The following is a 19,365-nucleotide window of genomic DNA, read 5'->3' on the forward strand; positions in this document are numbered from 1 at the left end:
ATACCATGTCTGCAAGAAAACGGATCGCTGTTATCGTAGCCGGGGGCAACGGCACCCGGATGGGCAGCGCCCTGCCAAAGCAGTTTCTGCCGCTGTGCGGGCGACCGGTTTTGTATCACACATTGCGGACTTTCCTGGATGCTTACGGGGATATGACGATCGTGCTGGTCCTGCCTGCCGAGCATAGGGAGCATGCCGACGATGTCCTGAAGATGCTGGACCATACGCCGCGTATCCGGCAGGTCGCCGGCGGCGATACCCGTTTCCAGTCTGTGAAGAACGGTCTGGGAGAGATTAAGGATCCTGCCGTGGTTTTTGTACATGACGGCGTGCGGCCGCTGCTGAGCGTGGCGCTGATCCACCGCTGTTATGATCAGGCGCTTACGGGTGGCAGCGCCATCCCTGTGGTGCCCGTCAGGGACAGCATCCGCAGAAAGGAAGATGGCCGCAGCGAGGCGGTGGACCGCGATAAATTCTGCCTGGTGCAGACGCCGCAGACCTTTCTTTCCGAGATACTCCTGCCGGCCTTTGCACAACCCTATCAGCCGCACTTTACCGATGAAGCTACTGTTGTGGAAGCCGCCGGGCATACCCTGTGCCTGGTATCGGGAGAAGAGCGGAACATAAAAATCACTCATCCCACCGACCTGCTGATCGCGGAGCGTCTGCTGGCCACCCCCAACCCCTAAAGGGGAAGGTTAAAGGTGAAGGGTCGTAAATGATGTGCTAATTGCTTCATCATCAAATCTCCAAATCATCAAATTAGCTTATTGACTATAGCTCTTGTTGATCTTTTCGAGGATCTGATGGGCAATGTCCAGCGCCTGGAAGCCGTCGAAGACGCTTACGGCCACGGGCTTGTTGTGCAGGATGCTGTCGCGGAAAAGCTCCAGCTCCATCCGGATGGCGTTGGTTTCCTTTACCGGGGGATTGGCCAGTGAAATCGCCCTTTTTCCCGAACCGGTTTCGATCTCAAAGGTAAACAGGCCCTTTGCCTCTCCCGGCGCGCTCAGCTGGATCACTTCCGTTTTCTTGTCCAGGAAGTCGATGCTGATATAGGCGTCTTTCTGAAAAAGCCGCATCTTCCGCATCTTTTTCAGGGAAATACGGCTGGAGGTCAGGTTGGCCACGCAGCCGTTGTGGAATTCGATACGCACGTTGGCGATATCCGGAGTGTCGCTCATCACCGCCACACCGCTGGCCGATATCCGGTTGATCGTGGAATTGACCACGCTCAGGATGATATCGATATCGTGGATCATAAGGTCCAGGATCACGCTGACGTCGGTGCCCCGGGGATTGAACTGGGCCAGGCGGTGCACTTCGATGAACATGGGCTGCAGCGGGGTATCCTTCAGCGCCAGGAAGGCCGGATTGAAGCGTTCCACATGTCCCACCTGGAACTTCACATTGGCTTCGGATAACAATTTCATCAGCATCCGTCCTTCTTCGGTGGTATGCGTCATGGGCTTTTCCACAAAGACGTGCCGGCCATGCCGGATGGCCTGCTCACATAAGCTGAAATGCTGGGTGGTGGGCGCTACGATATCCACGGCATCGCAAACCTGTATAAGGCTGGCCGGGTCGGTAAAACGCTTCAGCCGGTATTGCTCTTCAACGGCGGCGGCATTGGCATCGTCCGGGTCGTAGAAACCCGTGATCTCCACGCCCTTCAGGGAAAGCCATTGGGTAAGGTGGATCTTGCCCAGGTGTCCGACCCCCAACAATCCGATCTTTAACATGTACAAAAATAACGGGTGAAAGAAAACGATCCCTCTCAGGGTCATAAAGGGATGCAAGTTAAGCGCTTGTGCCTGAAATAGGAAATAAATCGACGGCTGTCCTACAGCAGCCCTTCGTCGGCAAAGCTGAAGAAGCCGCTATGGGAAACGATGATGTGATCCAGCACTTTTATATCGAGCAGGGCGGCGGCGCTGGCGATCTTTTTGGTAAGGTGGTGGTCTGCGCCGCTGGGCTGGAGGCTGCCGGAGGGATGGTTGTGCGCCAGCAGGATGCTGACGGCGTCATGCTCCAGCGTTTTCCGGAGCACGATCTTGGTGTCGACCACGGTACTGGTGGTGCCGCCGTTGCTGAGCACTTCGAAATGCCCGACCCGGTTGGAGCGGCTGAGGAACAATACGGCGAATACCTCGTGTTTCAGATCGGCCAGCAGCGGCTGCAGCATCGCGGCGGCGTCGCGGCTGGTGCGGATCACGGGCTTGTCCAGCAGGCTCCCGGCCTGTCTCCGCCGGCCCAGCTCCAGGGCGGCGGCTATGGTAATGGCCTTGGCGGAGCCGATGCCCTTTTTCTTCATGAAATCTTTTACCGGTATACGGCCCAGCAGCACCAGCTGCTGCTCCACATCCGCCAGGAGCTCGCGGGCCAGGTCCAGCGCTGATTTCCCGCGGTTGCCGCTGTTGATCAGGATGGCCAGCAGCTCCGCGTTGCTGAGCGCCTGGGGGCCTTTCAGCAACATCTTTTCTCTTGGTCTGTCGTCTTTTGCCCAGGTTTTGATGCCCGAGAGGGGTTTTATGGCGGGCGGTTGGAGGATATCTTCGGCCATAGCAAAAGCTTTCTTTAAAGCTAATCAAAATTTCACATTTACACTACCTTTGTACCCTTAAATTACTTACCCTGATGGAAAATACCCCAAACCAGGAACAGCAGCTGAATATAGAACTGAGCGAGGAGATGGCGGAAGGAACATATGCCAACCTTGCGGTGATCACCCATTCCACGGCTGAATTTGTGGTAGATTTTATTAATGTAATGCCCGGTCTTCCGAAAGCAAAGGTCAAGTCCCGCATTATCCTGACCCCGCAGCATGCCAAGCGTTTGCTGAAAGCCCTGGCTGATAATGTCAAAAAATACGAATCGGTGAACGGTACCATCCAGGACCAGGATCCCATCAATATTCCGATGAACTTTGGCGGACCTGCGGCCCAGGCGTAAGCCCTGCGGCGGGAACGGGCTGCCGCGTTCCGGGTTACTCCCGGTTTTCAGCATTGTCTTTTATTCTCATTATACCTGATGGAAATACGGTTTTCTTATTCCCGGCTGCTGAGCTTTAGCGAGAGGGTGTTCTGCGCGATGGGCTGCTCCGAGGCCGACGCCGCGTTGGCGGCGGAGGTATTGTTGTCGGCCGACCTGCGGGGAGTGGACTCCCACGGGGTGGCGCGGCTCTCCGGCTATGTACGGCTATGGGAAGCCGGCCGCATCTGTGCCACGCCGGATATCCGCATCGTCCACGAAACGCCTTCTACCGCTACGGTGGATGGCGGCGGCGGACTGGGGCTTGTGGTAGCCCCCTTTGCCATGCGGGTGGCCATGGACAAAGCCCGGCAAACCGGAAGCGGCTGGGTAAGCGTGCGAAACTCCAATCATTTCGGGATTGCCGGCCGCCATGCCATGCAGGCCCTCGGGGAAGATATGATCGGCATTGCCATGACCAATGCCAGTCCCCTGGTGGCGCCTACCTTTTCCCGGGAGCGGATGCTCGGCACCAATCCCATAGCGGTAGCCGTTCCGGCCGGGGAAGAACCGCCCTTTGTAGCGGACTTTGCCACCACCACAGCTGCCAACGGCAAGCTGGAGATGCTACAGCGCCGCGGGGAACAGGCGCCCCTGGGCTGGGTGCAGGACGCCGCGGGGCAGCCCAGCACGGACCCGCATGTGCTGAAGCAGGGAGGGGCCCTGCTGCCCCTGGGCGGAGACCGGGAGCACGGAAGCCATAAAGGCTATTGTATGGGAGCCATAGTTGATCTATTTTCGGCCGTGTTTTCAGGGGCGAATTACGGTCCCTGGGCGCCCCCTTTTGTAAGTTTTCTGCCCCTTGCCGACGATCCCGTGGGAGAAGGGCTGGGTCATTTTTTCGGGGCCATGCGGGCGGACGGTTTCCGCCCGCTGGAAGATTTTAAACAGCATATGGACAGGTGGATCCGCCGCTTCCGCAGCGCCACCCCGGTAGCCGGGCAGGAACGGGTATTGATCCCGGGCGATCCCGAACGCGAAGCCGAGGGGGTTCGCCGGGAAGCCGGTATAGCACTGCTGCAACCCGTGGCGGCAGACCTGGGGCAGCTCGCGGAAAAGTTCGGTCTGGAATTATAGGGAAAAACACTTTAAAAGTTCAAACAGGAAATCCATACACAAAATGAAGATTTTAAAATTTGGCGGAACATCGGTAGGGGCGCCCGAACGTATGCATGCTGTGGCAGCGCTGATCACGGCAGAAAAAGAACCCGCCATCGTGGTGCTCTCCGCGCTCTCCGGCACCACCAATGCGCTGGTGGAGATCGGTCATGCGCTCGCCGAAGGCGACAAGCAGCGGGCCAACCGGCAGATCGATGCCCTGCGGGCGCATTACGATAAATTTGTGGCCGCGCTGGTCAAAACGCCGGCAGCGCTGGAAAAGGCAAAGGCCATCCTCGAAGAGCACTTCGAGTTCCTGCATATCATCCTGAAAATATCCTACAGCGAGGCGCTCAACAAGGATATCCTGGCCCAGGGAGAGCTGCTTTCCACCAAGCTGTTCAGCACCTATCTCCAGGAGACCGGCGTGGAAGCCGTGTTGCTGCCGGCGCTGGAGTTCATGCGTATCGACGAAAACGACGAGCCGGACATACCCCTGATCAAGACCAGGCTGAACGCCCTGCTGCGTGAGCACAAGGATGCCAGGCTGTTTGTGACGCAGGGCTATATCTGCCGGAACGCCAGGGGAGAAGTGGATAACCTGAAGCGCGGAGGAAGCGATTATACCGCATCGCTGCTGGGCGCCGCCATCCATGCCTCCGAAGTGCAGATATGGACGGATATCGACGGCATGCACAACAACGACCCCCGCGTGGTAAACCACACCGTTCCCGTGGAACAGCTTTCTTTTGAAGAGGCCGCCGAGCTGGCCTATTTCGGAGCCAAGATCCTGCATCCGGCATCCATCTGGCCGGCCCAGCATTTCAATACCCCGGTGAAGCTGCTGAACACCATGCAGCCGGATGCCAAAGGCACCCTTATTACCGAGCTGCCGTCGGGCGACGGCGTAAAAGCCATTGCCGCCAAAGACGGGATCACGGCCATAAAGATCAAATCCAGCCGCATGCTGCTCGCCTTCGGTTTTCTCAGGAAGATATTTGAGGTTTTTGAAAAATACCGCACGCCCATCGATATGATCACCACTTCCGAGGTGGCCGTATCCCTCACCATCGACAACCTCGTCCGCCTCGACGACATCCTGAAAGAGCTGGAGCCTTTCGGGAGCATAGAGCTGGACCATGATCAGACCATCGTAAGCATCGTGGGAAATGAGGTGGCTTCCACGCCCGCTATCCTGAAAAACATCTTCGAATCGCTCCGCGACGTGCCCCTGAGGATGATCTCTTACGGTGGCAGCAGACACAACATCTCCCTGCTGGTGGGCAGCAGTCATAAGGTACAGACGCTGCAGCAGCTGAACAAGGGACTTTTTAACCTGTAGCGCCGGGAGGCTCGGGCTTTACCTCGGTGGTCTGCACCCTTATGGCATAACGGTTGGGTATAATACCTCCGCCGTAAAGCCGTGCATATACCTTGGTCAGCTCTGCGCCAAAATAGAGAATGGCCGCGGAATAGTATACCCAGGCCAGCACGATCACCAGGGAGCCGGCAGCGCCGTAGCTGTTGTTGAACTTGCTCCGGCCGATATAATAGCTGATGGCGAACTTGCCCAGCAGAAAAAGCAGGGCTGTGGCCGTGGCCCCGACCAAGCCGTCTTTCCAGCGCATATGCGCATCGGGCAATACCTTGAAGATAATGGCGAATAACAGTGTGGTAATGCAGAGCGTGATCGCAAAGTTCAAGGTATAGGTGAGGTAGATGGTGGTTTCAGGCAGCAGCCGGCCGAGCTGGTTCAGCAGCAGGTCCAATACGGTATTCAGCAGCAGGGACACCAGCAGGATAAACCCCAGGCTGACCACCATCGAAAAAGAGAGCAGGCGGTTGAGCAGCATTTTTAAGAATCCTTTTCCTTTTGGGGGTTGGGCTTTCAGGTGCCAGATATGGTTGATGGAATCCTGTATCTCGGCAAAGATGCCCGTGGCGCCGAAAACAAGGGCCACCACCCCGATAAGGGTAGCTGCGCTGAAGCTTCCGGTAACGGAGGCGTTGGTGATGATGGACTGGATCTGGAGGGCGGCATCGGGGCCGACCAGGTCCTTGATCTGTTCGTAGACAGTGCCGGTGGCTGCTTTTTCGCGCAGGAAAATACTGCAGAGGTAGGTGATCACGATAAGCATGGGGCCGATGGAGAAAATGGTATAGTAGGCTAATGCCGCGCTCATCCGCATCACCTTATCTTCCAGGAATTCGGTGAATGCCTGCCGGAGCACGCTGCCTGTTTTGGAGAACAGTTTGCTGCGCATGGCTATAGGGTTGAATGATCGGTTATCGTTCAGTTCGCCCGGCTAATGACTCCGTCGCGGATCCGGATAAAATACAGGTGCTTGTTCTCGAAGTAATCGGGAACCTGCTCATCCGATGCCGCTTCTTTTTCCCTGTATACGGGCTGAAAATTATACTCGGTCGCGAAGCGCCCGGCATTTCCGTTCATCTCGGGGTTGAAATATAGCCCGTCTTCCTGTAGCCGGGAGCCAAAATAAAGGAACGTCTCAAAGCCCTTGAAGGCCATGTCCGAAGGGCGCGCATGGTATTGCTCAAAAAAGCGGAGCATAAAGTCGCGGCTCAGGGCGTCGTTCCGGATGTCGGCATAAGGTGTGGAGTAATAGATGGAAAGTCCTTTATAGACCGGCTTCAGCAGCTCCCGCTGCGCGGCAAGCGTAGGCATGCCAATGACGTTGATCGTGTATTTGCCGGTAAGCTCAGCCAGTTTTTGCAGGATCGTTTCGGCCTCGTCGACATACAGGGCCGTAACGATAACCACGTTGTTCTTCTCGGCAGAAAGCATGGCTGCCAGCTGCCCGGTGCTGGTGCTGTCGTCCCAGTCCATGCTTTTTACCGGTACCTTACGTCCGAATTTCATCTGCTGCCAGGCGTCCCGGATGTATGACATGTTTTGCTTTTCCTGGGCAGTATTGCGGTGTAGCACCAGTATCTGCTGGTTGCTGAATTTTTGCTGGGCAAAATCCTGTATGGCATAGCAGTGCGTGCGGAGGGTGCTGTTGATGATGGTGAGAAAGGGATTCTCGGTAATGGCCCCGTCGTTGGGATAGGTGGCCGATATGAAGTTGATCTCCCGCTTCAGCGCAAATCCGGCCAGGCGCTGGAACTCATCCGCATTTACCGAACCGATGATCAGGTCGGTGGAGTCCAGCTGTCCCTGCAGCACCTGCTGCATGGAAGGGCGTAGGGATTTGGTGTCGTAAAGATGCAGCTGCAGGTTAAGCCCTCTTTGCCGGAGCGAGTCCATGGCGATGAGTGCGCCTTCATAAAACTCCAGTCCGGGGAGCGCGTACCGCGGCACGGCTTTGCCGCCCGCAAAGCCGCTGTCGGCCGTCACCCTGTCGAGATACAGGGGGGAGAACAGGGCGACGCGATAAAGCGGTTTGCGTACCTCCCGGGCAAATGCCGGTACGTTAAAAGGAGCCCGGGCAACCGGGTTTTTATGGGGCTTTTCCTGGGGAACCGGTTTTTTCTCGCGCGGCGGCGGAAGACTTTCGCTGATACCTTTGCCGGCTTTCCGGAAGAGCGAGCAGCCCGTCATGAAGATGACGAAACCCAAAAGCAGCAGACTGTAGGCAGCAGTTTTTTTCATCCGTTAATTTTTTGTCCTTTAATGACTGTCCGCTTTTTTCTCAAATATCCCCCGTGCCTTGTTCAAAAATCATTCCCATTCGATGGTAGCCGGCGGTTTTGAGCTGATGTCGTATACCACCCTGTTGATTCCTTTTACCCTGTTGATGATATCGTTGGATACCTTGGCCAGGAAGTCGTAAGGGAGGTGGGCCCAGTCGGCCGTCATGCCGTCGTGGGAAGTCACCGCCCGCAGGGCCGCCGTATATTCATACGTGCGCTCGTCGCCCATCACACCCACGCTTTGCACGGGCAGCAGGATGGTGCCGGCCTGCCATACCTGGTGGTAATTTCCGCTGTCTTTCAGGGAGCGGATATAAATATCATCGGCCTCCTGCAGCAGCGCGATCTTTTCGGGGCTGACGGCGCCGAGGATACGGATGGCCAGACCGGGGCCGGGAAAGGGATGCCGTTCCAGGATAGCTTCGTCCACGCCGATTTCGCGCCCGATGCGCCGTACCTCGTCTTTAAAAAGAAAACGCAGGGGCTCTATCAGCTGCAGGTGCATCTTCTCGGGCAGCCCTCCTACATTGTGATGGGATTTGATGGTGGCCGAGGGGCCGTTTACAGAAACGGATTCTATAACGTCCGGATAGATGGTACCCTGACCCAGGAAGGCAATGTCTTTTATCTTTTCGGCCTCTGCCTGGAAGACGTCGATAAAGAGTCCCCCGATGATCTTTCTTTTTTCTTCGGGACTGGATACATCCCGGAGCTTTTCGTAGAAGAGGGCACTGGCATCCACGCCCCGGATATTCAGGCCCATATGGCGGTAAGAATCCAGCACCTGGTCAAACTCGTTTTTACGGAGCAGCCCGTTGTCCACGAATACGCAGTACAGGTTGGGACCGACGGCTTTGTGGATGAGGGTGGCGGCCACGGTAGAATCCACTCCTCCGCTGAGGGCCATGATCACCTTCCGGTCTCCGGCCTTTTCCCGGATATGGTTCACGGTTTCGGCTACGAAGGCGGCGGCGGTCCAGTTGCGGGAACATCCGCAGATGGCTGTCAGGAAATTTTCAAGGATCTTTTTGCCTTCTGTAGAGTGGGTAACTTCGGGATGAAACTGCAGGCCATATAGCGGGTAAGCTGCAGCAGTAGTGCTTTTGAAAGCGGCAACGGGGATGTCGTTCGTTATGGCGGCCACCCCGAAATGGTCCGGCAGGCGGGTGATGGAATCGCCGTGACTCATCCAGACCTGGCTGCTGGCGGATACCCCGCGGAACAGGGGCTCCTCCGGATCGGGGTGCTGCAGCGAAGCGCGGCCGTATTCCCTTATTTTGCTCCGGGCCACCTCGCCGCCGAAGTCTCTCGCCATCAGCTGCGCCCCATAGCAGATACCCAGCACCGGAACGCGGGCCGCCGCCATGGGTATGTCCCACGAGGGAGCGGCTGCATCGTTGACCGAAGCAGGGCTGCCGGAAAGTATGACGCCTTTCACCCCGCTGTCCGGGACAAAAGGCTGCAGGCAGGGGATGATCTCGCAGTAGACGTTTAATTCCCGGACACAACGGGCAATTAATTGCGTATATTGGGAACCGAAGTCGACGATAATGATCTTTTCTGTCATGGTGCTGCAAAACTACAAGATTTATTGTCATTTTCGGGTAACCTGATCCGTCTCCTGCGCCGGTTGGCCTTTCCGCGCTGTGTTTTTCTACCCTGCGCGACCAGCGCCGGCAGGGTGCCGGAAGCCAGGGCCCGGCGCTGCCGCCCGCCTTTATCCCGGATTTGCTAACTTTGCGCTAAATACCCGGCTATGATCTACCTCACGAGGAAGGAACATTTCAATGCGGCGCACAAGCTCTATAACCCGGCCTGGAGCCGGGAAGAGAACGAGGCGGTATTCGGCCTTTGCGCCAATGAGAACTGGCATGGCCATAACTATGAGCTGTATGTGACCGTAAAGGGAACGATCAGCCCGGAAACGGGGTTTGTGTACGACGCCAAAAAGCTGAGCCAGCTGATAAAAACGTATGTGGTATCCAAAGTGGATCATCGCAACCTGAACCTGGATGTGGAGTTTATGCAGGGACGAATCTGCACCACGGAGAACTTTGCCATGGCCATCTGGGATCAGCTGGCGCCTCATATAGACGGAGGGGCCAGCCTTCATTGTATAAAGCTTATGGAAACCGAACGGATATACGTCGAATATTACGGCAAATGATTCACTTCACATTTTATTTACATGCCATATACGCATATTGAACAGTACGACGAAGAAACCACTTCCGCGCTCAGGGATCATTATCAGCAGCTCATCGGGCTGCTGGGAGAGGATCCGGATCGCGACGGCCTCTTGAAGACGCCCGAGCGCATGGCCCGGTCCATGCAATACCTCACACAGGGCTATCATATGGATGCTCATGCCATCCTGAACGCTGCCAAGTTTACCGAGTCCTACAGCGAAATGGTGATCGTAAAGGATATCGAGCTGTATTCCCTTTGCGAGCATCACCTGCTTCCCTTCTTCGGGAAGGCCCATGTGGCTTATATCCCCAACGGCTATATTACGGGCTTAAGCAAGCTGGCCCGGGTGGTGGATGTCTATGCCCGGAGGCTGCAGGTGCAGGAGCGGATGACCCACCAGATACTGGATGCTATCCAGGAAACGCTGCAGCCGCTGGGAGTAGCCGTTGTAATTGAGGCACAGCATTTGTGCATGATGATGCGTGGGGTACAAAAGCAGAATTCGGTGACCACTACCTCTGCCTTCTGCGGCCAGTTTGAAGATGAGCGTACCCGTTCGGAATTCATTCGCCTGATCGGCGCTAACCTCACGCGGAGATAACGCGCGGGGGGATGCGCCCACCCACTAACCAATACCATACTCCTCCATGGAAAAGTTCAGTTTATCCAAGATATCCACCCGGGCTCCGAAGAAGGCCGATAAGGAAACTTTTAAAGCAAAGACAGCCAGGCTCCTGGAGCAGCTGGACGAGCTGCAGTATCTCCTCTATGCCGAAAGAAAACACGCCTTGCTGGTCATCCTTCAGGGCATGGATGCCGGCGGTAAAGACGGCGCCATCCGGCACGTATTCGGGAAGCTCAACCCCCAGGGCGTGCAGGTACAATCCTTCAAGGTGCCCACCTCGGAGGAGCTGGAGCATGATTTTCTATGGCGCATTCACCGTTATACCCCCGCCAAGGGAATGATCCGCATATTTAACCGCTCTCACTACGAGGATGTGCTCGTTACCCGCGTCCATAAGCTGATCAGCGACAAGACGGCCCATCAGCGGATGGAGGATATCAATCATTTTGAAAAGCTGCTGCAGCATAACGGCACGCATATATTAAAGTTTTATCTTCACATATCGAAGGAGGAGCAGGCCGAGCGTCTCCAGGAACGGATAGACGACCCGAGAAAGCAGTGGAAATACAATGCCAATGATTTTAAGGAGCGGCAGCGCTGGCACGATTATCTGGGTTATTATGAAACGGTCTTTGAACGCTGCGGTCCGGATATCCCCTGGACCATTGTGCCGGCAGACCAGAACTGGTATAAAGAATATGTGATTGCCCGGACGGTATACGACACGCTGAAGAAGCTGCATATGCGGTACCCGGGGCTGAAAGGATAATAATAGATTTGATGATTTGATAATGTGCTGATTTATTTCGTGCACAATGATCTTTAGAGGTCTCAATGAATGCTAAGCATTTGATAATTATTCCACCGTCAAATCAACCAAATCATCAAATTAACCTTAGGCCCAGGGTTGCCGTGACCAAAAGCAGGTCCCGGCGGGGGCGACCAGCGGCTGATAAACGACGGTTATGTTGTATGATATAGGGATAGCGCTGGCAGGGGCCGGGTTGTTTCTGGTGCTGTTGGTAGCGGGCTGCTTTTACGGAGTAAAGCGGTTTGCAGCTCCTTTTTTATACGAAGCGGCAGACGATCTGGCCGCTGAGAGAACGGGTCTGGTGCTGGGCACTTCCCGGCTGTTGCGGGGGAGTGCAGCGGTAAACCGGTATTACCGTTACCGTATGGACGCCGCCGAAAGGTTATACAAGGCCGGAAAGCTGCCGGTGATAATCGTAAGCGGGAGCGGCCGGCAGGCCGCAGATATGCAGCGTTCCCTGGTGGAACGGGGTGTTCCGGAGCCTGTGATCCTGCCGGACAGGGCGGGCAGCCGCACCTGGAAATCTTTGAGGAACTGTAGCGCCCTGAGCGGTGAGCGGGGGATAACGGTGATCTCCCAACGTTTTCATAACGAGAGGGCGGTCTTTATCGGCAGGATGCTGGAAATGGATGTTATCGCCTTTGCCGCCTCGCCGGTAACCGGTATGCCGGCTGTTAAGATGTTTGTACGGGAGCTGCTGGCCCGTGTAAAATGTGTGGGAGAAGTGTTATGGTGGCGGGCATTCCGCCGCAGCAGGGAGAAATGAACGAGAGGTATTCATTTACGTCATTTACTTATCTTGCATAACCTTAAAACGTAAAACATGTCGCTATTAAAAGAATTCAAAGAATTTGCCATGAAGGGCAACGTGGTTGACCTGGCGGTAGCCGTTGTCATCGGTGCCGCCTTTGGCAAGATTGTCACCTCGCTGGTCAACGACATCATCATGCCACTGGTAGGGCTGCTCACGGGAGGGATGAACTTCAGTGATAAGAAGGTCATCCTGTCACAGGCCGTGACCGACGCTGCCGGCAAGGTGATCAAGCCGGAAAATGCTATAACCTACGGGGTATTTATTCAGTCCGTTATTGATTTCCTGATCGTTGCCTTTGCCATTTTCATGGCCATAAAGGCCATGAACAGCCTGAAACGGAAAAAAGAAGAAGCGCCCGCTGCTCCGCCGGCTCCGACCGCTACCGAAGCGCTGCTTACGGAAATACGCGATCTGCTGAGAAAATAATATTCTTTTCATCATCTTCGCCCTGGTCCGGCCTCAGGCCGGACCAGGGATTCATTTTTTCATCAAAAATCTTATGATCATGAAGAAGTTTTTTTTCATCAATGCCCTATTGTTATTAGGCCTGTATACGGCCCGGGCGCAGGACCAGACGGTGCAGGGCCTGAAAGACGCCGCCGGCAAGACCATTGCCATCGATGATACCTCCCACAAGACCTGGCGAACCGGAGGTATCTTTAGCGTGAACATCGGCCAGGGCGCCCTGTCCAACTGGGCCGCCGGCGGAGACAAGTCCACCTTTGCCCTGAACGCCCTCCTGAACGGGTACGCCTCCTATCAGAAAGGGAAGCACCTCTGGGATAACATGGCAGACATGGCCTATGGTTTTCTGAACACCAACAGCCAGGGGAGCCGGAAGAGCGACGATCACCTCTACCTGACCTCCAAATACGGGTACAAGGCGGCCAAAAAATGGTATTATACCGCCCTGGTCGACTTTAAAAGCCAGTTTACCCGGGGCTATCTGTATGACGATGCGGGAAGGACCTATAATTCCAATTTCCTGGCCCCCGCCTATGTGCTGGTTTCCCTCGGCATGGACTTTAAGCCAAACGATAATTTTGATCTTTACCTGTCGCCCATCTCCTCCCGCTGGACGATCGTCTCCGACGATACCCTTTCCGCCCAGGGGAAATACGGGGTTACGCCGGGTAAAAAAGTGCTGAACGAGATCGGCGCCTTTGTATCGGCCAATTTTCACAAGGACCTGAGCAAAACCATCGCTTATAAAACACGGCTGGACCTGTTCTCCAATTATAAACGCAATCCCCAGAATGTGGATGTGTACTGGACGAACCTGCTGACCATGAAGATCAGCAAATACCTGGCTACCACCATCTCGCTGGATATGATCTACGACGATGACGTGAAGTTTCCCGGGAAGAACGGCGAAGAGCCGGGTACGGCCAAGCTACAGCTGAAAGAGATGCTGGGCGTCGGGTTTTCTTATAAGTTCTGATCACCCTGACCCCGGTACAACTCCGGCCGGAAAACAGCGGCTGTCCGGCACCCGGCTGCCGCCGGTACCGTCTCCTGCGATAGATGTCTGCAAAGCGTGGACGAATAAAAGCTATTTTGTATCTTTAGCCCTTATTTTGGAATAGATATTGCTTTTGATCGTTGATCTGCAATAACATACAGGAGATGAAAAAATATATTGCGTGTGTGGCTATACTGTTGTTTCTCGGGCCGGTCTTGTCCGCCCAGGTGATCAACTACCCTCCGGCGACATCGGAGGATAGCGGCTATGGAGATACCACCGGATTGCCGGTACCGCAGGAGATGCCGATAGATACCCTGCAGCTGAATGCTCCTATAGAAGAGGCCCCTTCAGGGGGCTTTGTGCCGATGATCGAGGGCCGGCATACTGAAATTAAGCAACAGCCAAACTATGATCCCCGCGCAGTGATGACGGAGTTGAATAAGGGCAAATACGGGAAGCCCATCGATACTTCCAAGGAAAAGATTCACTGGCGCAAGGGCGGGACCTTTGCGTTGAACATCAGTCAGGGCAGCTTATCCAATTGGGCGGCCGGGGGCGATCATTTTTCCATTGCGGCCGGATCGGTGGCGAATCTCTATGCCAATTTTGCAAAAAAGCGGCATTCATGGGATAATAATATCGACCTCGCCTTTGGTTATCTCAATACAACCAGTCTCGGCACGCGCAAAAGCGATGATAAGATCGACTTTTACAGCAAGTACGGCTTCCGTTTTGCCAGGCACTGGTCTTACAGCGCCATGATAAGCTTTCGCAGCCAGTTTGCCAATGGTTATCAGTATCCCGACGACAGCACGGTTATTTCCCACTTCCTTGCGCCGGGTTACGTACTGGCCTCGCTGGGTGTGGATTTCCGTCCCGCGCCTTATTTTTCCCTCCTGCTGTCCCCGCTTACCTCGCGTTTTGTCATTGTAGCCGATCAGCGTCTGGCCAACCAGGGCGCTTATGGGGTGGACAGTGCGCATTATATCTATCTGCCGGGTGGTAATTCGCGGCTGATGCTGGAAAAGGGCAAGATGCTCCGTTATGAGTTCGGCGCCTTTCTTTCCGCGCAGTTCAACAAGGAGATCATGAAAAACATTACCTGGGTATCGCGGCTGGATCTGTACTCCAATTATTTTGTAAATCCGCAGAATATCGACGTGGACTGGACCTCCCTGCTTACCCTGAAGGTGAACAAGTATATCACCGCCACGCTCAATACCGAGCTGATCTACGATGACGATGTAAAGTTTATCACCTATGCCACCAATGCAGACGGATCCATTATCAAGGACCCTGAGACAGGGGAGGGCATCATCCTGCGAAAAACGGCCCGGACGCAGTTTAAAGAGCTGATCGGGCTGGGATTTGCGTATACGTTTTAGCCTTCCATGAAGGTGAAGGGCAAAATGTGAAAGGTAAAAGGTGAAGGGTGAAAGGTGGAGGGCATTTAAGTTTAAACTTTAGACCATTGAACTTCAAACCAGAAACCGAAAACTGAACCGGAAGCTAAGAAACCAGAAACTTACCCCGTGAGCGAACCTACCAGTTATAAGATCGTCCTGCCCCAGTTTGAAGGGCCCTTTGACCTGCTTTTGTTCTTTATAGAACGGGATGAGCTGGATATCTATAACATACCCATCACCAAGATCACCAACGATTTCCTGGATTATATCCATCAGATGGAGTCGCTGAACATAGAGCTGGCCAGCGAATTCATCCTGTTTGTATCCATTCTCATGCGGACCAAAGCCCGCATGCTGCTGCCGCGTAAGGAGCTGGATGAGCAGGGCAATGAAATAGATCCCCGGCAGGAGCTGGTGGATAAGATACTGGAGTATAAGCAATACAAACAGGCGGCGCAGGAGCTGGCAGAAAAGGAAGCCATTCGTCTTCTCCAGGCCAAACGCGGCAATATCCGGCAGGAGCTCACCGCTATCGGCGAAGCCGCCGGCGAGGGTACCGAAGTGCAGACCCTTACCCTGTTCAAGCTGATGAAGGCCTTTGAAAAGGTCATGCAGCGTATGAAGGAGCGGCAGGAGCGACCCGAGCATGTGGTTTTCCGGTATAACTATACGATGGAAGAGTCGCGTGAGGACATGCTGGAGATGGCCCGCCGGGAAAAGACCCTTCCTTTTGGTAAGATATTTGAAACCTGCCAGGACCGGCTGCATGCTATTTTTCTGTTTCTTTCCCTGCTGGAGCTGGTACAGCAGGATGCGCTGGCCATCATGGTAGGAGAGGGACGGAATAACTTCATCGTGGAGTACGTACCGCCCGCCGTTTTGCCTTCCCCCTGAAAAAACGTACCTTTGCAACAGCAATTTTGCTTTACAGACTTGGAAAAGCACTGCAAAACAGTACATTTTGAACATACTCAACCGCCTTACTGTTATTGGGGGAGGGAGTTGGGCGACAGCACTGGTTAAGATATTTTCTGAAAGCAGGGTGTCCGTCAAGTGGCATCTGCGTTCGCCTGCATATGCGGACCATGTCCGGCAGCAGGGCCGGAATCCGAATTATTTGAGTTTTTTGCAGCTGAGAACGGATCATGTGGATCCGACGGCTGACCTGGAAGAAGCCATTCTTGCCTCGGATTATATTTTATTTGCCGTACCCTCTGCCTATCTCGAAAATACTGTTGCCGGCATTCGTCCCGAATGGATGGAAAATAAGAAGCTGATCCTTTCCATCAAGGGCATCGTTTCCGGACGCCGCCAGATCCCTTCTGATTTTCTGGGACAGCAATTTGGTATCGGCGCCGACGACCAGCTGGTGATCGGCGGCCCCTGTCATGCCGAAGAGATCGCCCTGGAGCGGAAGACCTATATGACGGTCGCTTCCGGACAGGAGGCCCTGGCCCGCAGCGTGGCAGACAGCATCACGGTGCCTTATGTGAAAACCATCGTCAATACCGATCCGCTGGGCGTGGAGCTTTGCGCCATCCTCAAAAACATCATCGGCATCGCCTGCGGCATCGCCCGGGGACTGAACTACGGGGATAATTTCCAGGCCGTGATCGTGGCCAATGCCATGCGCGAAATGCGGCATTTTTTGCGGGCGGCAGATCCTGTGGAGCGCGACCTGACGCACTCTGCTTATTTCGGCGATCTGTTTGTAACAGCCTATTCTGAGTTTAGCCGTAACCGTACTTTCGGCCAGATGATCGGCCGGGGGTATTCGGTGCAGTCCGCCCAGCTGCAGATGAGCATGGTGGCCGAGGGGTACTATGGGGTCGAAGGCATTTATGAAATGGCCCGCCGGCTGAAGGTGGAGATGCCTGTGGTCGCAGCGGTGTACCGTATTCTGTACGACCGGATATCGCCTTTTGTGGAATTCAGGCTGCTCGAGAACAAGCTGGTCTGAAATGCCGGTCTGCTTTACTTTTTAAAATCAAATTGACTATGATGTTACTGGCAACTGACCTGGACGGCACTTTTCTTGGCGGTAAAAATGTAGCCAAGCTGAAACTATACCGCCTGATCCGGGAAAATGCGGATATACGTCTGGCGTTTGTTACCGGCAGGGGACTTGAAACAGTGATGCCCCTGCTGAACGATCCGATTATTCCCAATCCCGATTTTATCATCAGCGATGTCGGCGCCACCGTGATGAACGGCCGTACGCTGGAACCGGTACAGCCGCTGCAGTCGCAGATCGAGAAGAAGTGGCCCGGTCCGCTGGTGATCCGTAAAAAGCTGAGAAAGGTAAAAGGCCTGCAGCTGCAGGAAGTGCCCCAGCAGCGGCGCTGCTCTTACTATTTTGACGAGAATACCGATATCGAGCAGATACGCGGCCTGGTGGCTGAATACGGCTGCGAGGTATTGCTGTCTGCCAACCGCTACCTGGATATCCTGCCGGGCGGGGTCAACAAAGGGTCTACGCTGCAGCAGCTGGTAAAGATGATGAACTTTTCGGAAAAGCAGATCCTGGTAGCCGGTGATACGCTGAACGACTATTCCCTTTATGAAACGGGATACCGCGGGGTGGTGGTAGGCGCCGCCGAAGAAGCGTTGTTAAAGGCTACCCGCGATAAGCCGCATGTCTACCAGGCAGAACAGGCCGGCGCGGGCGGCATCCTCGAAGCCATGGAGCACTTTCCCGAGTTCCGGGAATTTTACAGCAAGGCCCGCCAGGAGATAGAGCGTTTCCCGCATTCGGGCGCCACGCAGCTGGTCATGCTTTATCACCGTCTTCCCTATGAGCTGCGCGAAACGGGTGGTCGCATCGAGCGGACAAAACCCAAGAGTCCCAATGGTATCATCCCTTCCCTGCTGGGCTTCTTCAGCGCAGGGCGGTCCGGTGTCTGGATAGCCTGGGAAGAAGCCTCGGGGAGAAAAAGCGGCCCCCTGAAAAACGTCTATATCGATGAGGAGGCGTATCCCAACCTGGTAGCCTCGCGGCTGCCCCTCAACAAAAAGGAAGTGGATATCTTTTACAAGGTTTTTTCCAAGGAGGCTTTCTGGCCCGTTATCTTTTCCTTTATCGACAAGGCCCGGTTCAACCATGACCACTGGGAGCATTACTGCCGTATCAACCGTCTGTTTGCCGAGCGGGCGGCGGCGGAAGCAGATCATGGCGCCATCGTGTGGGTGCACGAGTATAACCTGTGGATGGTGCCGGCCTATCTGCGGCAGCTGCGGCCGGATGTCAAGATCGGCTTCTTTCATCATACCGCCTTCCCGCCTGCGGACGTCTTCAACGTGATCCCCTGGCGGCGCGAGATCATGGGCAGCCTGCTGCAATGCGATTATGTGGGATTTCATATTCCCCGCTATGTGCAGAACTTTATCGACGTGGCCAAAAGCCATACCCCGCTGGAGGAGCTTTCCCAGGTCAACTGTGCTGAGCGTTTCCTGACCTACAGCTGTGCGCTGGGGGTGGACAAGATGACCAGCGAGATCGATACGGGGCAGAAAAAAATCCGGCTGGGCGCCCATCCCGTTGGGGTGAACGTGTCATATATCAAGCAGATATACAAGGAAAGCCATACCCAGGACGCCATCCGGGAGCTGGCCAGAAGCACCGAAGGCAAAAAGACGATCGTATCCATAGAACGCCTGGATTATGTGAAGGGCCCTCTCGAAAAGATACAGGCCTTTCACCAGTTCCTCAACGATTATCCCGAATTTCACGGGAAGGTGGAGCTGATCAATATCTGCACTCCGCCGGCGCAGGGCATGCGTATATACGAACGGATACAGACCGAGCTGGAACAGGCGGTGGGTAAGATCAACGGGAAATATTCCAATATAAACTGGACGCCTATACGCTTTTTCTTCCGATCGGTTCCCTTCGAAGAGGTGGTCACCTATTATGCCATAGCGGATATCTGCTGGATCACCCCGCTGCGCGACGGGCTCAATCTCGTGGCGAAGGAGTATGTGGCGGTGCAGGGGCAGAAGGCCCGGCCCGACGGCGTGCTGATCGTTTCCGAATTTGCCGGCGTATCCGTGGAGCTGCCCTATGCTATCCGGACCAACCCTTACGACAGCAAAGACCTCAAGGAGAGCCTGCTTCACGCCCTCACCCTGGATGAGAACGAAAGGGTGCTGCGGATGAAGCGGCTGTATGATATCGTAAACCACTACGACATCGAACAATGGAGCGGGGAATTTATGCAGGAGCTGGAACGGCTCTGAACACTTTTAAGTCTAAGGTTTAAAGTTTACTTCGTG

19 protein-coding genes are annotated in these 19,365 nt (G+C 54.9%); 14 read left to right on the plus strand and 5 right to left on the minus strand.

Going from position 1 to position 19,365, the window contains the following annotated elements; translation table 11 throughout:
- Positions 1-5 precede the first annotated feature (5 nt).
- Entirely contained in the window at positions 6-689 is a 684-nt protein-coding gene (locus ABD851_RS04235; protein ID WP_344975834.1) for a 2-C-methyl-D-erythritol 4-phosphate cytidylyltransferase, read from the plus strand.
- 78 nt (positions 690-767) lie between these two features.
- Here ABD851_RS04235 and ABD851_RS04240 read toward each other — a convergent pair whose 3' ends face one another.
- Entirely contained in the window at positions 768-1,742 is a 975-nt protein-coding gene (locus ABD851_RS04240; protein WP_344975837.1) for a Gfo/Idh/MocA family oxidoreductase, read from the minus strand.
- Between the two features lie 101 nt (positions 1,743-1,843).
- Positions 1,844-2,563 (minus strand): RadC family protein, encoded by a 720-nt coding sequence (gene radC, locus ABD851_RS04245; protein ID WP_344975840.1) that lies wholly within the window; start codon positions 2,561-2,563, stop codon positions 1,844-1,846.
- Positions 2,564-2,637: 74 nt separating this feature from the next.
- On the opposite strand from radC, the gene ABD851_RS04250 reads away from it, so the two are divergent.
- The 3 genes from ABD851_RS04250 (at position 2,638) to ABD851_RS04260 (ending at position 5,470) form a co-directional block, all read left to right on the plus strand.
- Positions 2,638-2,952: a DUF3467 domain-containing protein gene (locus ABD851_RS04250; protein WP_344975843.1), complete on the plus strand. Its 315-nt coding sequence runs from the start codon at positions 2,638-2,640 to the stop codon at positions 2,950-2,952.
- Between the two features lie 78 nt (positions 2,953-3,030).
- Positions 3,031-4,107, plus strand: coding sequence for an Ldh family oxidoreductase (locus tag ABD851_RS04255; RefSeq protein WP_344975847.1), 1,077 nt, complete (start codon positions 3,031-3,033; stop codon positions 4,105-4,107).
- 43 nt (positions 4,108-4,150) lie between these two features.
- Entirely contained in the window at positions 4,151-5,470 is a 1,320-nt protein-coding gene (locus ABD851_RS04260; protein WP_344975849.1) for an aspartate kinase, read from the plus strand.
- Here ABD851_RS04260 and ABD851_RS04265 read toward each other — a convergent pair.
- The 3 genes from ABD851_RS04265 to guaA all read right to left on the minus strand — a co-directional run bounded on the left by ABD851_RS04265 (position 5,460) and on the right by guaA (position 9,349).
- A complete protein-coding gene (locus tag ABD851_RS04265; RefSeq protein ID WP_344975852.1) occupies positions 5,460-6,392 on the minus strand; it encodes a YihY/virulence factor BrkB family protein in 933 nt (310 codons plus the stop codon). The two genes, ABD851_RS04260 and ABD851_RS04265, sit on opposite strands and share 11 nt — an antisense overlap.
- Positions 6,393-6,421: 29 nt before the next feature.
- Positions 6,422-7,741, minus strand: a complete 1,320-nt coding sequence (locus ABD851_RS04270) for a hypothetical protein (RefSeq protein WP_344975856.1) — start codon at positions 7,739-7,741, stop codon at positions 6,422-6,424.
- A gap of 69 nt (positions 7,742-7,810) precedes the next feature.
- Entirely contained in the window at positions 7,811-9,349 is a 1,539-nt protein-coding gene (gene guaA, locus ABD851_RS04275) for a glutamine-hydrolyzing GMP synthase (protein WP_344975860.1), read from the minus strand.
- A 189-nt stretch (positions 9,350-9,538) separates the two neighbouring features.
- Here guaA and ABD851_RS04280 point away from each other — a divergent pair, with 189 nt between their 5' ends.
- The 10 genes from ABD851_RS04280 (at position 9,539) to ggpS (ending at position 19,329) form a co-directional block, all read left to right on the plus strand.
- Positions 9,539-9,949 (plus strand): 6-pyruvoyl trahydropterin synthase family protein, encoded by a 411-nt coding sequence (locus ABD851_RS04280; RefSeq protein ID WP_344975863.1) that lies wholly within the window; start codon positions 9,539-9,541, stop codon positions 9,947-9,949.
- A 21-nt stretch (positions 9,950-9,970) separates the two neighbouring features.
- Positions 9,971-10,573: a GTP cyclohydrolase I FolE gene (folE, locus tag ABD851_RS04285; protein ID WP_344975866.1), complete on the plus strand. Its 603-nt coding sequence runs from the start codon at positions 9,971-9,973 to the stop codon at positions 10,571-10,573.
- Positions 10,574-10,619: 46 nt separating this feature from the next.
- A complete protein-coding gene (locus ABD851_RS04290; RefSeq protein WP_344975869.1) occupies positions 10,620-11,366 on the plus strand; it encodes a PPK2 family polyphosphate kinase in 747 nt (248 codons plus the stop codon).
- A 196-nt stretch (positions 11,367-11,562) separates the two neighbouring features.
- A complete protein-coding gene (locus ABD851_RS04295; protein WP_344975872.1) occupies positions 11,563-12,174 on the plus strand; it encodes a SanA/YdcF family protein in 612 nt (203 codons plus the stop codon).
- 57 nt (positions 12,175-12,231) lie between these two features.
- Positions 12,232-12,648: a large-conductance mechanosensitive channel protein MscL gene (gene mscL / locus ABD851_RS04300; RefSeq protein ID WP_344975875.1), complete on the plus strand. Its 417-nt coding sequence runs from the start codon at positions 12,232-12,234 to the stop codon at positions 12,646-12,648.
- 79 nt (positions 12,649-12,727) lie between these two features.
- On the plus strand, positions 12,728-13,663 hold the full coding sequence (locus ABD851_RS04305; protein WP_344975879.1) for a DUF3078 domain-containing protein: 936 nt from the start codon (positions 12,728-12,730) through the stop codon (positions 13,661-13,663).
- Between the two features lie 185 nt (positions 13,664-13,848).
- Positions 13,849-15,072, plus strand: coding sequence for a DUF3078 domain-containing protein (locus ABD851_RS04310; protein ID WP_344975882.1), 1,224 nt, complete (start codon positions 13,849-13,851; stop codon positions 15,070-15,072).
- A gap of 147 nt (positions 15,073-15,219) precedes the next feature.
- The gene (locus ABD851_RS04315; protein WP_344975884.1) at positions 15,220-15,987 is read left to right on the plus strand and encodes a segregation and condensation protein A; all 768 of its coding nucleotides are present in this window, start codon (positions 15,220-15,222) and stop codon (positions 15,985-15,987) included.
- A gap of 67 nt (positions 15,988-16,054) precedes the next feature.
- Positions 16,055-17,053, plus strand: coding sequence for an NAD(P)H-dependent glycerol-3-phosphate dehydrogenase (locus ABD851_RS04320; RefSeq protein WP_344975887.1), 999 nt, complete (start codon positions 16,055-16,057; stop codon positions 17,051-17,053).
- A gap of 38 nt (positions 17,054-17,091) precedes the next feature.
- Positions 17,092-19,329, plus strand: a complete 2,238-nt coding sequence (gene ggpS / locus ABD851_RS04325; RefSeq protein WP_344975890.1) for a glucosylglycerol-phosphate synthase — start codon at positions 17,092-17,094, stop codon at positions 19,327-19,329.
- Positions 19,330-19,365: the final 36 nt, after the last annotated feature.

This window comes from Compostibacter hankyongensis (assembly GCF_039541075.1).
Taxonomy (GTDB): Bacteria; Bacteroidota; Bacteroidia; order Chitinophagales; family Chitinophagaceae; genus Compostibacter; species Compostibacter hankyongensis.